This window comes from Curtobacterium poinsettiae, from assembly GCF_025677645.1.
Classification (GTDB): Bacteria; Actinomycetota; Actinomycetes; order Actinomycetales; family Microbacteriaceae; genus Curtobacterium; species Curtobacterium poinsettiae_A.
Genome location: NZ_CP106879.1, coordinates 2,187,186 through 2,199,951, shown reverse-complemented (window position 1 = coordinate 2,199,951; position 12,766 = coordinate 2,187,186). Strand labels below are relative to the sequence as shown.

12 protein-coding genes are annotated in these 12,766 nt (G+C 71.6%); 5 read left to right on the top strand and 7 right to left on the bottom strand.

Features of this window, described 5'->3' with window-relative positions; genetic code table 11:
* Window positions 1–167: 167 nt before the first annotated feature.
* Both OE229_RS10565 and OE229_RS10560 read left to right on the top strand, forming a co-directional pair.
* Window positions 168–1,001 (top strand): SDR family oxidoreductase, encoded by an 834-nt coding sequence (locus tag OE229_RS10565; RefSeq protein ID WP_262137963.1) that lies wholly within the window; start codon window positions 168–170, stop codon window positions 999–1,001.
* Window positions 1,002–1,154: 153 nt separating this feature from the next.
* Window positions 1,155–1,652, top strand: coding sequence for a hypothetical protein (locus OE229_RS10560; protein WP_182066021.1), 498 nt, complete (start codon window positions 1,155–1,157; stop codon window positions 1,650–1,652).
* A 25-nt stretch (window positions 1,653–1,677) separates the two neighbouring features.
* On the opposite strand, the gene OE229_RS10555 is transcribed toward OE229_RS10560, so the two are convergent.
* Window positions 1,678–2,025, bottom strand: coding sequence for a hypothetical protein (locus OE229_RS10555; protein WP_262137959.1), 348 nt, complete (start codon window positions 2,023–2,025; stop codon window positions 1,678–1,680).
* 511 nt (window positions 2,026–2,536) lie between these two features.
* On the opposite strand from OE229_RS10555, the gene OE229_RS10550 reads away from it, so the two are divergent.
* The gene (locus tag OE229_RS10550) at window positions 2,537–3,694 is read left to right on the top strand and encodes a glycosyltransferase family 4 protein (protein WP_262137956.1); all 1,158 of its coding nucleotides are present in this window, start codon (window positions 2,537–2,539) and stop codon (window positions 3,692–3,694) included.
* Here OE229_RS10550 and OE229_RS10545 read toward each other — a convergent pair.
* From OE229_RS10545 to OE229_RS10530, 4 genes are all read right to left on the bottom strand, one after another.
* Window positions 3,655–5,442 (bottom strand): choice-of-anchor A family protein, encoded by a 1,788-nt coding sequence (locus OE229_RS10545; protein WP_262137953.1) that lies wholly within the window; start codon window positions 5,440–5,442, stop codon window positions 3,655–3,657. The two genes, OE229_RS10550 and OE229_RS10545, sit on opposite strands and share 40 nt — an antisense overlap.
* Window positions 5,439–7,103, bottom strand: coding sequence for an aspartate 4-decarboxylase (aspD, locus tag OE229_RS10540; RefSeq protein ID WP_262137950.1), 1,665 nt, complete (start codon window positions 7,101–7,103; stop codon window positions 5,439–5,441). The genes OE229_RS10545 and aspD overlap by 4 nt, the downstream gene beginning before the upstream one ends.
* Before the next feature lie 20 nt (window positions 7,104–7,123).
* Window positions 7,124–8,830 carry an aspartate:alanine exchanger family transporter gene (locus OE229_RS10535; RefSeq protein WP_259577644.1) on the bottom strand — a complete coding sequence of 569 codons (1,707 nt, stop codon included), beginning with the start codon at window positions 8,828–8,830 and terminating at the stop codon, window positions 7,124–7,126.
* A 230-nt stretch (window positions 8,831–9,060) separates the two neighbouring features.
* Entirely contained in the window at window positions 9,061–9,729 is a 669-nt protein-coding gene (locus tag OE229_RS10530; RefSeq protein ID WP_262137948.1) for an arsenate reductase/protein-tyrosine-phosphatase family protein, read from the bottom strand.
* A gap of 45 nt (window positions 9,730–9,774) precedes the next feature.
* Between OE229_RS10530 and chrA the strand changes: the two genes are divergently transcribed.
* Both chrA and OE229_RS10520 read left to right on the top strand, forming a co-directional pair.
* Window positions 9,775–10,989, top strand: coding sequence for a chromate efflux transporter (chrA, locus tag OE229_RS10525; protein WP_262137945.1), 1,215 nt, complete (start codon window positions 9,775–9,777; stop codon window positions 10,987–10,989).
* A 12-nt stretch (window positions 10,990–11,001) separates the two neighbouring features.
* A complete protein-coding gene (locus OE229_RS10520; RefSeq protein WP_209134606.1) occupies window positions 11,002–11,394 on the top strand; it encodes an arsenate reductase ArsC in 393 nt (130 codons plus the stop codon).
* Here the strand turns inward: OE229_RS10520 and OE229_RS10515 are convergent.
* Complete coding sequence (locus OE229_RS10515; RefSeq protein ID WP_262137942.1) at window positions 11,384–12,178, bottom strand: alpha/beta hydrolase; 795 nt, start codon at window positions 12,176–12,178, stop codon at window positions 11,384–11,386. The two genes, OE229_RS10520 and OE229_RS10515, sit on opposite strands and share 11 nt — an antisense overlap.
* Before the next feature lie 2 nt (window positions 12,179–12,180).
* A complete protein-coding gene (locus tag OE229_RS10510; RefSeq protein WP_262137938.1) occupies window positions 12,181–12,708 on the bottom strand; it encodes a phenolic acid decarboxylase in 528 nt (175 codons plus the stop codon).
* Window positions 12,709–12,766: the final 58 nt, after the last annotated feature.

Here is a 12,766-nt window from a genome sequence, read left to right as displayed (position 1 = left end):
AGCATCCGTCGCGGTGGCGGGTCCTGATCCGGTGCAACGGTAGGCCGCCGTCGCGCGCCGCACACATCTTCGCTTCCCGGACGGGGTACGCCCGGAGCCTGGACCGGTGCTCAGTGGGGGTCGCAGACGATCGAGGACGTCCAGGGAAACCGACCGCAGGGAGAGACATGACCGAGCAGCAGCAGCCCCCGGGGAGCGAACAAGAGCTCACCCCGAAGGCAGACCACGGCGAGGAGTCGTACCGCGGCTCCGGCAAGCTCACCGGCAAGCGCGCCGTCATCACCGGCGGGGACAGTGGCATCGGCAAGGCCGTGGCGATCGCGTTCGCGCGCGAGGGTGCTGACGTCTTGATCAGCTACCTGCCGGAAGAAGAGGACGACGCGCAGGACACGAAGCGCTGGATCGAACAGGCCGGTCGGAAGGCCGTGCTGTTCCCAGGCGACGTGAGCGACCCCGCGTACTGCCGATCCGTCATCGACCAGGCGGTCTCGGAGCTCGGCGGGCTCGACGTCCTCGTCAACAACGCCGCGTACCAGATGACCCACGAGACGATCGAGGAGATCAGCGACGAGGAGTGGGACCACACCCTCGCGACGAATCTCAGCGCCTACTTCCACCTCGTCAAGGCCGCCCTGCCGCACCTCGGCCCGGGCTCGTCGATCATCGGCTCCAGCTCGGTGAACTCCGACGCCCCGAAACCGAACCTGGCGCCCTACGACGTCACCAAGGCCGGTGTCGCGAACCTGTCGGCCGCGCTCGCGCAGCTGCTCGGCGAACGCGGGATCCGCGTGAACAGCGTCGCCCCCGGTCCGATCTGGACGCCGCTGATCCCGTCGACGATGCCGCCGGAGCAGGTCGAGCAGTTCGGCAAGCAGTCGCCGCTCGGCCGTCCCGGTCAGCCGGCCGAGCTCGCACCCGTCTACGTGCTGCTCGCCAGTGACGACGGCAGCTACGTCTCCGGCGCGCGGGTCGCCGTCACCGGCGGCACCCCGATCCTGTGACGGGACGGCGGCCGGCAACGGGACGGCGATCCGACGACGTGACCAGGTGACGGACGGGAGGCCCGGGGCACGACGTGCGCCGGGCCTCCCGTCCGTCGTCGCGGCGCTCCTGGCTGAATCGCCGTCCACCGCGCCCCGCCTACGTTCAAGGCCATGTCCACGCGAGCGAAGACCGTCACGGCGCTGTTCGGCGCCGCCACCGTAGCCCTCCTGCTCACCGCCTGCGACCCTGGCGGAGCGCAGAACATCAACCCAGTCGGCAAGGTTCCCGGGTCCGAGGAGAAGTCCCAGTCGGCCCAGTGCGACGTGGCCGCCAGCGCGGCCGTCGACATGATCGACGAGGCGGTCGGGTCGCACGACACCACCGAGTTCGCGAACATCCAGAAGGGTGACGGCGGATGGTACCTCGGTGCCGCGATCGTCCCCGCGGACAGCAACGACTCGAACGACGACGAGGTCACCATCTGGGCGACGACCGCCGACCCCACGGCCGATGACTTCGACGGCCCGCTGTACGCCGTGAACGACGTCGCCAAGCAGGCCGTCGCCGATGAGACGACCACCACCTCGGACGCGCCGACGCCGTTCGCCGACGACTCGAAGGCCGCCGAGCAGGTCGAGAGCTGCGTCGTCGAGGCGTCGGACCGCTAGTCATCGGACACCGCGCCGTGGCCGATCAGCCCTTGGGCTGGTCGGCCACCCGCACGTCGACGTGGTATTCCTCGCCGCCGTCGGTGCTGATCGTCGACACCGAGTCGTAGACCACGTCGTAGCCCGCGGTGTTCACGTCGCAGTGCACTTCGGCGCCGTCCTCGATCGCGATGTCGTCCGGACCGCAGTCGACCTCGGGCGTCGCGTCCGACACGTCCGCCAACGCGTCGACGACGACGCGTTCGAAGGCGTCCGGTGTGACCGTCCGTGACATCGACGACGATGCCGACACGGTGCACCCGCTGAGCGTCACCGCCAGGGCGATCGTCGCGGTGAGCGTCGTGAGTGCGGTGATGGCGCGCTGGTACTGCATGGTTTCCCCCCGTGGTCCCCTGGCCGCTGCTCGCCCCGAGATCGGGACCGGCCGTTCTTCGACGATAGCGGGAAGGTGCGAGGACGTCTGCCACGAGTTCGGGTCAGGAGCAGACGTCCTCGCGCTACGACGCCGTCGGGTCGACGCGGTGGTCTTGACGAGGCCAGCCCGGGAACAGGGGGTCGGGCACCCGCCGGTGGGGTCCGGCGGGGTAGCTTCCGGAGACTGTACGACGACCACGGCTCAGACGTGTACAGGATCTGCAGGAACCGGACAGGGACTGTCTGTCCGCCCCCGCATCGAGGACCGGGTGTCCGCCCGGGGATTCGTGAAGACCCACTCATCCGCGTCGTGGATCGCTAGACGATCGTCTGCTGAGCGCCTACGGTTCCCAGTGCCCCCTGCCGCTCCCGAACCGTGAGAGACCGCCGACGCATGCACAGCCCCCGCCGGACCACCCTGCTCGAGACCGGCTGCTGACGTGGCGGCGGCGAAGGCGAGCGTCCTGCTCGTGAGCGACTTCCCCCTGACGGCGATGCGGGGTGAACGTGCTGCGCTGGTCGAGCAGGCGAAGGCCTTCGCGGAGTGCGGTCACGTCGTCTGGGTGGCGACTCCGCGGTCGAGCGGGACGGCGGACCTGCGGAAGCACGGCATCCGCCTGTTCGAGGTCGAACCGTCGATCAGCGCGTCGGAGAGCGATCTGCCAGTGGTCCGCAACTCGGTCCGTGTCCGCCGGAGCCTCGGCACGCTGATGCTCGAGGAACGGATCGACCTGGTCGTCACCCACTCGGACTTCGGTCTCGCCGTGGCGGCGCTCATGACGGCACGTTCCCTCGAGCTGCCGACGATCCACACCGTGCACGGTTCGGCGCCGATCAGGGGGCGGACCGCGGCGGCGATGGCGCCCCTCGCACGGCACGCGCACCGTGTGGTGACCGGGATCCGACCCGCACGGCACCGCTTCACGGGGCACCCCATGGACGATGCGCGCCGGAACATGGCCGTGGCCGTCTGCGGGGTGGCCGACGTCGTCGTCACCCCGACGACGCGGCAGGCCCGTGTCCTGCGCGCGGCCGGCGTCGGCCCGGTTGACGTCGTGTCCAACGCCGTCGGCCGCCGGCGGGTCGAACCGCCGCCGGCGCCGGAACTCGGACCGCTCCGGCTCGTCTGGGCGTCGCGGTTCACCCCGGACAAGCGCCTCGACGTCCTCCTCAACGCGATCCGGCTGGTGGAGATCCGACTCGGGGCCCACGCCGTGCGCGTCGACGTCGCCGGCGGGACCGTCCCTCCGACCCGCACGCCGGTGTCGGTCCGCGTCCACGGCCGCCTGTCGCCGGAGGGTGTCCACGACCTGCTGCTGTGCGGGCACGCGGCGGTGGTCTGCTCGCTCGAGCACGACGGCCAGCCGATGACCGCACTCGAGGCGATCCGGGACCACCGCCCGGTCATCGTCTCCGACATCCGCCTGGCGAGCGAGTTCGGCTCCGCCGCCGTCCTGACCGACGACGAGACCGCGTTCGGGCTCGCCACCACGATCATCGAGCTGGCGTCGGACCGGACCCTGCTGCGACCGCACACCGACGCCGCCATCGAACACGCGCGGCGCGCGACGGCGGAACGGCACACGGATCAGGTCCTCCGGCTCGTCGCGGGATCGCGTTCCTGCTGAGCGCCGGCCCGGACGCGGTGACGCCCGAGTGCGGTCGCGCCCCCGGCACCGAGCAGCCCGAGCGCGAGCAGCGCGAGGGGCAGCGGATCGGCTCCGGTGGCGGCCAGGCTCCCCGTGCCGCCTCCGGGCTCCACGCCGGCGTGCGATGTCGTGTCGACACCATCGCCGGTACCGGGCGCGCCGTCCCCGCCCTGGTTGCCCGTGCCGGTCCCGCCCGGGTCAGGGGTCGTGCCGCCGGACCCGCCACCACCACCGGGTCCGCCGCCACCGGGGGCGCCCGTGCCCGCGCCACCGCCGTCGCCACCGCCGCTGCCGCCGCCGTCGTCCGGCACCACCGTGTTCACGATGGTGCAGACCACGTCGTCTCCGTCCGCGACCGTGACCACCCCGTCCGTCACCGGCGCCCCGGTGCAGGTCCAGTCCCCCGCCTCGTAGCCGTCGGGGCCGCCCGACTCGGTCAGCGTGTAGTCCCCCGGCGGCACCGGCCGCCCCGTCACCGCGTCGCTGCCCGACGTTCCGGAGACCGTGGTCGGTCCGGTCGCGGTCAGGGTCCAATCGCCCGGATCCGCGTCGCCACCGACGACCTGCTTGACCAGGGTGAGGTCTCCCTCGACGGCGTCGGTCGACAGGCACGACACCGTCGTCGAGAAGGGGAACCCGTGGATCTCACGTGGCACCGGACCGGCGGCGGTCGCGACCCCGTGCGTGAACGACGCCGCGACGACGTTGCCCTCGACGTTCTGTGTCACGTCCCACCGCAGGTCGGCCCGGGGCGCGTAGATGGTGCCCTCGAGGACGTCGGCGCCGGTGACGTGCACGGTGGTCGCGTCCGGGAAGTTCCAGAGCACGAACGGCGCGTGGGCGTTCGTCAGGTTTGCGAGGTTCGGGACGGAACCGTCGAACGTCGTCCCCGTGACGTTCACGACGAGCGGCGATCCGGGGCCGGGGAGACCGTCGAAGGTCAGCAGGTCGAGGGCGTCGAGGTCCTCGGCGGCCACCGTCAGCACGTTCGTGACGCCTGGCTGGACGTCGGCGTACGCGGCCGTCCCGGGCGCGATCGGCGTCGCCAGGGGTGCACCTGCGGCGTCGTGGAGCACGGTCGTCACCGGGCACGTCCCGAGGTCGGCGGACAGGGACCGGTAGCGGGCGAAGGACGACGCGAAGTCCAGCACCGACGGGTCGGCCATCGTCGGGACGGAGCTCGCCGACTGCCTGGTCGTCCCCTCGATACGCGGGAACGTCTCGGCGGTGGTGCCCTCCGGAGCGAGCCGGTAGTCGATCGCCGCGCCGTTCTGGTCCGTGTCGAAGGCGTCGTAGGTCGCCGTGTCGCCGACGTGGGCGTACCCGCCGTTCAGCACGCGGAGCACGGCCGACTGCGCCGACGGGAACCGGATGCCGCCGTCGACGTACAGGAACGTGGGACGGCTCTCCCCCGGCAGCGTCAGGGCGTTCGCGGGTGGGTTGCCCGCACCGATGTTGTAGCTGGTCTCGAAGGCCAGGTCGCCGCCGGCGGCGAGCGTGCCCTCGGCCTCGTCGGCTGCGAGCTCGACGTCGCCCTCGACGAAGACCAGGAACCCCTGGTTCGCCGGGTGCCCGTCCACCGGCACGGTGACGGGGTTGACGGGCGGGACGTCGGCCGCCGCTGCGGACTCCGTCGTGATCAGGGCCGCCGGCGTGACCAGGACTGCCGGCACGAGCAGTGCGGCGACGCCGAGCAGTGCCGCCCGACTGCGGACCCGCGCCGTCACGGCCGGGCCGCCTGCTCGGCGTCGGCGTCCGCGCCCTGCGCGTCGCGCCACTCGTCGAAGTACTGCTTGCCGATCGCCCGCAGGCTCCGGCCGATCTGCGTGTAGTCCTCGTCCCGCAGGTTCGCCAGCGACACCCGGACGGACCACTCGGGGCCGTCGAACCCGCCCCCGTTCAGCAGGATGATGCCGGTCTGGTCGGCGAGCCGGAACAGGATGTCGGTCGGTTCGTAGTGCTCGCGGAGGAAGGCACCGATGCCCGGCCCCCGCAGTCGTTCGGCGTAGGCCAGCACGTCGAGCTCCACGTAGTAGCCGACCCGGTTGACGTCCTCGGGCAGGGAGACCTGCATCCCCTCGAGCAGCAGCTCCAGTCGGTGCCGGATGAGCCCCTGCGCCTGGTGCTTGTAGTGGTCGGTGTCGTCGAGCACGGCGTACGCCGCGAAGAGCAGCATCTGGCACTGCTGCGGGAGCGACAGTCCGGCGGTGTGGTTCAGTGCCACCGAGCGGCTGTCTGCGACGAGCCGGTCGACGAACCGGATGTCGCGCGGGTGCAGGGAGAGGGTGCCGTACCGGGCGTCGAGGGCGGCCTGGTCTGCTTCGGGCAGCGCGGCGAGCCGCTCGTCGAACACGTTGTCCCGGTTGACGGCCACGACGCCGAGTCGCCAGCCGGTCGCTCCGAAGTACTTCGAGAACGAGTAGACGCCGATCGTGTTCCGCGGAACCTCGGCCATCAGGGAGCGGAAGCCGTCGATGAAGGTGCCGTAGACGTCGTCGGTGATGATCGTCAGCTCGGGGTTGTCGGTGGCGACGACGTCGGCGATCGCGTCGAGCGTCTCCTGGGCGATGCGGACCGAGGGCGGGTTCGTCGGGTTGACGACGAACAGGGCCTTGATCGACGGGTCGCGCAGCCGGTCGATCTCCTCCGGCGGGTACTGCCAGGTGTGCACGCCGTCCTGGTCCACGGTGCTGGCGTGCAGGTGCACCTGCTCGAGGTCGTAGTCCGCCAGCGCGGGGATCTCGAGGTACGGGGTGAAGATGGGCGTCATCAGGGCGATCCGGTCGCCGCGGTGCATCAGCCGGTTCTCGAGCAGCGAGTCGAACACGTAGCACATCGCCGCGGTGCCGCCCTCGACGGCGAACAGGTCGTACGGCTGCGCCGGCGGTTCCCCGGCGCACATCTCCTGGACGAGGTACTCGTGCACGATCTGCTCGGCGTGGTGCAGCATCCGGTCCGGCTCCGGGTAGTGGTCGCCGATCACGGAGTCCGCGAGTTCCCAGACGAAGGAGTCGGGTGCGAAGCCGAGGTCGTCCACCCCGTGCCGGAGCACCCGGCGCAGCAGGTCGACCCCGGGTTCGCCGTCGTGCTCGGTCAGCCACGAACCGAAGCGATCGGCGATGCCGTCCTTCTGCGGCACGCCGACGAGCTCGGGGTCCCACTCCCGGTTCTCACGCGAGACCGTGAGTGCGAACTGCCCGAGTGCGAAGAACGCCTCGCGTGGGGTGGGTGCGATGAAGTTCGGGTTGCCGCGGCCGGCGTTGAGCATCTGGAACGCGGTGCGCGACTCGTGCTCGCCGGCGATGCGCTGGAGCTCGGCCTTGAGTTCGAACGGGGACAGGTGCTGCAGGCGCGCGATCTGCTCGCGGGAGACGCTGGCGACGGGCATGTGGTGCTCCTTGTGCGGGGTCAGTGTGCGGTGATCGCGACGACGACGGCGCCGCCGATGCTGAGGACGATGTTGCCGATGGCGTAGGGGACGGTGAAGCCGAGCAGTGGCACGCTGCTCTTCGCCGTCTCCTGCAGGGACCCGACCGCCGCGGTGGTGGTCTGGGCACCCGTGAGCATGCCGAGGATCAGGACGGGGTCGGTCTTCCGGAAGAAGAACCGGCCGACGAAGGTCATGACGACCAGGGGCACCAGGGTGACGACCACCCCGGCGACGAGTAGCTGGACGCCGTACTGCGCGAGCCCGTCGATGAATCCCGGCCCGGCGTTGATGCCGACGACGGCCACGAAGAGCGTGAGTCCGACGGTCTCGAAGAACCACTGCGCGCCGGGCGGGACGTGTCCGAACGTGGGGCTCTTCGAGCGTCGCCAGCCCAGGATCAGCCCGACGATGAGCGCACCGACGCTGGTGGTGAGCGAGAGCGGCACGGCCCCCACCGTGATCGACGGCACCCCGATGACGGCACCGACCGTGATGCCCAGGGCGACCGTGACCATGTCGGTCTTCGGGTCGGTCCGTTCCGGGAAGCCGACGTACCGGATCCCCTGCTCCAGCAACGGCAACGGCCCCTGGACCCGGAGCTCGTCACCGGCGTGCAGCGCCGTGTCGGGGCCGAACGGGATCGCGTGCCCACCCCGGCTGATGCCCTTCAGGAAGATCTGCCGTGCCCGCTGGGTCTGCCGGAGCTCCTCGACGGTCCGGCCGACGACCGCCTTGTTGGTCACGACGACGGACAGTTCCTCGATCGGCACGTCGAGCAGCGCCGGGTCGTCGATCTCGACCGCGAACGCGGCCAGGTCGTCCTCGATGATCGCCGCGTGGTGACCGGCGACGACCACGACGTCGCCGGGGGTGAGCGTCTGGTCCAGGTGCGGCTCCACGATGGCGTCCCCGTGTCGCACCCGGGCGATGAAGACCCGGGAACCGATGCGGGCGTCGGAGGCCTGCTCGAACTCGCCGACGGTCTGCGGGCTGAAGGCCGACGTCAGCCGGTACGCCCGACGGACGACTTGTTGGTACGCCGACGTCACGTCTGGGTTGTCATCGTGCACGCCGAGGCGCTGCTCCAGGTCGTGCGCGGCGGCGGGCAGGTCACGGATGCCGAGGATCCGCGGGGCGACCAGCGAGATGTAGAGCGCCGCGCCGACGGTGCCGAAGATGTAGGTCACCGCGTACGCCACCGGCACCAGGTCGCTCCACGCCTTCGCCGTCGCATCGCTCACCGGGAGTCCGGCGATGGAGTCCTGCGCGACGCCGATGATCGACGACTGCGTCAGCCCGCCGCCCGCCAGACCGGCGGCCAGACCCGGGTTGTAGCCGAGGATGCTGCTGATGACGATCGTCGTGCCGAACCCCACCACGGCCAGCACGACGGCGAAGACCGCCTGCGGCAGTCCGGAGCCCTTCAGCCCCGCGACGAACTGCGGGCCGAGCTTGTAGCCGAGCGAGAACAGGAAGATCAGGAAGAAGATCTGCTTGACGATCGGGTCGACCTGCAGGTCGTCCCCGAGCACCGCGCCGATGACGACACCGGCGAGCAGGGTGCCCGTCACGGCCCCGAGACCGATGCCGCGGTAGCTGAAGCGCCCCACGAAGAACCCGACCCCGAGCGCCAGGAACACAGCGATCTCGGGGTGCTCGATGATGGTGTCCCTGACCCAGGTCATGCGGCCGCCTTCGCCCTCGGAGCCCCTGCCTGCCCCGTTGGCTGAGAAGCTAAACGCCCCTCACATCCGGCGTTCCCAGGATCGCGCGCGCCGCTCTGGGCGCACCAGGGGACGGACGGGAGGCACGGTGCGGGCCCGCGCCGCGCCTCCAGTTCGCAGACGGTCGAGCAAGGAGAACGTCCCGATGAGGAGGGGGGATCTCATCGGGACGTTCCGTTCGTGGGGCCGCGTCAGGCGGCGAGGCGCGCAGCGAGCGCGGTGGCGCGGGACCGGAGGTCCGCGTAGGTGGCCTCGTACGCTTCCGGTGTGCCGACGCGCGAGGGGTTCGGCAGCGACCAGTGCAGGCTGTCACCGTCGTCGATCGACTCGTGCGCGCGGTCGCAGACCGTGACGACCAGGTCGCCCTCGGCGACGAGGTCGCGGTAGGCCCGCGGCACGTGGTCGCCGAGGTCCAGGCCGTGGCGCTCCCCGACCGCGACCGCCCCGGGAGCGATGGCGACCGCGGGACGCGTCCCGCCGGACAGCGAACCGATCTCGCTGACCTGCGCCCAGACGCCCGCGGCCAGTGGGGAGCGCGCGGAGTTGCCGGTGCAGACGAACAGCACACGGGACACCGGGCCCGGCACCGCTGCTGAACCGTGCGGGACACCGCTCGGCTCGAGGTGCAGGTAGCTCCGGCGCCCGTCGCCGTCGGAGCGGCGTCGCGTCACCAGACCGGCCTGCTCGAGCACGCGCAGGTGGTGCGCCAGGAGCGGCCCGGAGATCCCGAGGGCGGCCCGCACCTCGGTCGGGCTGGCGTCGGACGCGGCGAGCAGGTCGACGATCGCCAGTCGGGCGACGTCGCCGAGGGCCGCGTGCTGCGCCGCGCGCCGCTCGAGGTCCTGCTGCCTGATCTTCATCGGTTCAATGTTGACTGAACCATCTGCCGTCGTCAAGATGAGCGGGTGACGACGAGCCCCGAGCCCCCGCGGTCGTCCGCGGCGTCGGTGTTCCTGGTGTTCCTGGTGTTCCTGCGGCTCGGGCTGACCTCGTTCGGCGGGCCGGTCGCGCACCTCGGGTACTTCCGCGAGGCCTTCGTGGTGCGTCGCCGCTGGCTGGGGGACGACGCCTACGCCGATCTCGTCGCACTGTGCCAGTTCCTGCCCGGCCCGGCGTCGAGCCAGGTCGGGATGGCACTCGGGCTCCAGCGCGCCGGACTGCTCGGACTCCTCGCCGCGTGGTGCGGCTTCACCCTGCCGTCCGCGGTGCTGCTCGTCGCGTTCGCCCTGCTCGTGTCCGGAACGCCCGACCTGGCCGGAGCCGGGTGGCTGCTCGGGCTGCAGGCCGCCGCCGCCGCGGTGGTGGCGCAGGCGGTGCTCGGCATGGCGCGCTCGCTCACGCCGGACCGCCGTCGGGCGACCATCGCGGCCGCTGCCGCGATCGTGGTGCTGCTCGTCCCCGGCCCGGGGCCGCAGGTCGCGGTCATGGCGGCGTGCGGCGTGGTCGGCGTGCTGTGGCTCCGTGGCGTCGTCGCCCCACCCCAGGACGTCGCCGACGCCGGGGTCGCCGTGCGCCTCCCCTGCTGGGTCGCCGTGTCGGCGCTCATCGCGTTCGCCGCCCTGCTCGTCGCGGCACCCGTCGCCGCGAGCGGCACCGGGGCCGTGCGCCTGTTCGGGGTCTTCGCGCAGGCGGGCTCGCTCGTCTTCGGCGGCGGCCACGTCGTGCTGCCGCTGCTCGAGTCACAGACCGTGGCCACGCACCTGGTGGACCACACGGACTTCCTGGCGGGCTACGGCGCCGCACAGGCCGTGCCCGGGCCGCTGTTCACCTTCGCCGCCTACCTCGGCGCCGTCGCCGACGGCAGTCCGAGCGGGCTCGTCGGCGCGGCGGTGGCTCTCGTCGCGATCTTCCTGCCGGCGGCGCTCCTGGTCATCGGCGCGCTGCCGTTCTGGCACGCACTCCGCGCCCTGCCGTGGGCCCGGCGCGTGCTGGCCGGCGTGAACGCGGGGGTCGTCGGGCTCCTCGCCGCGGCCCTCTGGGACCCGGTGATCACCGAGGGGATCCGCTCGGCACCCGCACTGGCGCTCGCCGTGGCCGCCTTCATCGCCCTCACCCGCTGGTCCGCTCCCCCGTGGGCCGTCGTCATCGGAGCCGGCCTGCTCGGCGCCGTCGTCCTCTGATCGGAGCCCCGCATGCCCACCGTCCTGTTCGTCTGCGTCCACAACGCCGGTCGTTCCCAGATGGCCGCCGGCTTCCTGCAGCACCTGGCCGGTGGCAGCGTCGACGTCCGGAGCGCCGGCTCCGAACCGGCCGACCAGCTCAACCCCGTGGTCGTCGCGGCGATGCTCGAGGAGGGCATCGACATCCGGAGCGAGCAGCCGGCCCTGCTCAGCACCGGCGCCGTCCGTGCTGCCGACGTCGTCATCACCATGGGGTGCGGGGACGCCTGCCCGGTGTTCCCGGGCAAGCGCTACGAGGACTGGGAGCTCGCCGACCCCGCGGGGCTCGACCTCGACGCCGTCCGGTCGATCCGCGACGACGTGCGCGCGCGGGTGCAGGACCTCGTCGGCCGGATCACGCCCTGACGCGTTCGAGCAGGCGGCCGACGAGCTGCTCGCGCCACGGGACCGACGACCAGGCGTGGTCGGCACCGTCGACCGCGGTGAACGTCGCGCCGCTGAGCAGTTCGCCGTAGCGGCGGCCGTACTCGAGCGGGACGATCTCGTCGGCCGTGCCGTGCAGCACGTCCACCGGCCCGGCGTACCCGCGCGCCTCGGTGTAGACGTCGAGCCCGTCCCGGACCTCGTCGATGAACGCGCGCCCGAGCGACATGCCGCCGAAGTCGAACCAGCCGCGGTCGCGGACGGGTGCGAGCGGCTGGCCCTGGATGCTGTCGTGCACGGCGATGTCGTCGACGACGACGCCAGCCGGCGACCACAGGGTCAGGCTCCGGACGAGGTCGGGGACCCGTGCGGCCGCCATCGCGGACTCGACGGCACCCAGGCTGTGGGCGACGACGTCGATCGGTGCCGCCCGGTCCGCCGCGAACGCCCGGATCATCGAGACGACCTGCTCGACCTCGTCGCGGATCGAGATGTCCGCGAAGCGTCCGTCACTCGTGCCGTGTCCGAGGCGATCGTAGGAGCGGACCACGACGCCCGTGTCGGTCAGGGCGGTCGCGGCCTGCACGAAGAGCCGCCGTGGACCGATCGACGAGTCACCGAACCCGTGCACGAACAGCACGGATCCGTCGACCGCCGCCGCCGGGGGCGTCGAGGCCGGGCGGTCCTCCCACCCTCTGACCGCACCACCCTGGTGCTCGAGCCGGATGCTCGTCAGGGCACGCTCCAGCGGGCGTTCCGCGGTCACGCTCAGTTGCTCCGGTCGGCGAACCCGGCGGGCAGGTCGGCGGGTGCGGTGTCGACGACCGTCTCGTCGTCCTCGCCGACGAACTCGAACAGGGTGATGTGGGCGAACTCGGGGACGACGTAGATCGGGTAGGTGGGGCCGGCGTCCCGGTACTCGCGCATCCGGTCCAGGTGGTCGTTCTGGAACAGCACGGTCTTGCTGCCGTCCTCCTCGACCCAGTGCGGGAAGAAGATCGTGCCGTGCAGCACCCGCTCCCTCGGCACCACCGTCACGACGACGCTCGTGCCGGTCGGCTCGTTCCACGACACCTTGTAGACGCCGTCGGTGAGCACCACGAGGTCGACCTGCTGGTCCTTGACCCACCGTCCACCGACCATGCCGGAGTGGATGCGGTAGTCGATGGTCGTGGCGTTCTTGACGTACATCTCGTACTGCCACCCGTTGGCGTACGTGTAGATGAACCGGTGTCCGACGATGCCGGAGAGGTCCTGCGGCGGGACGGGATGTGCGACTGAGGTGGTGATCGTCATGCACCCATCCTGCGCCAAACACAGTTTTGTTGCAAACCTTCTTCGAGGACCTAGGCTG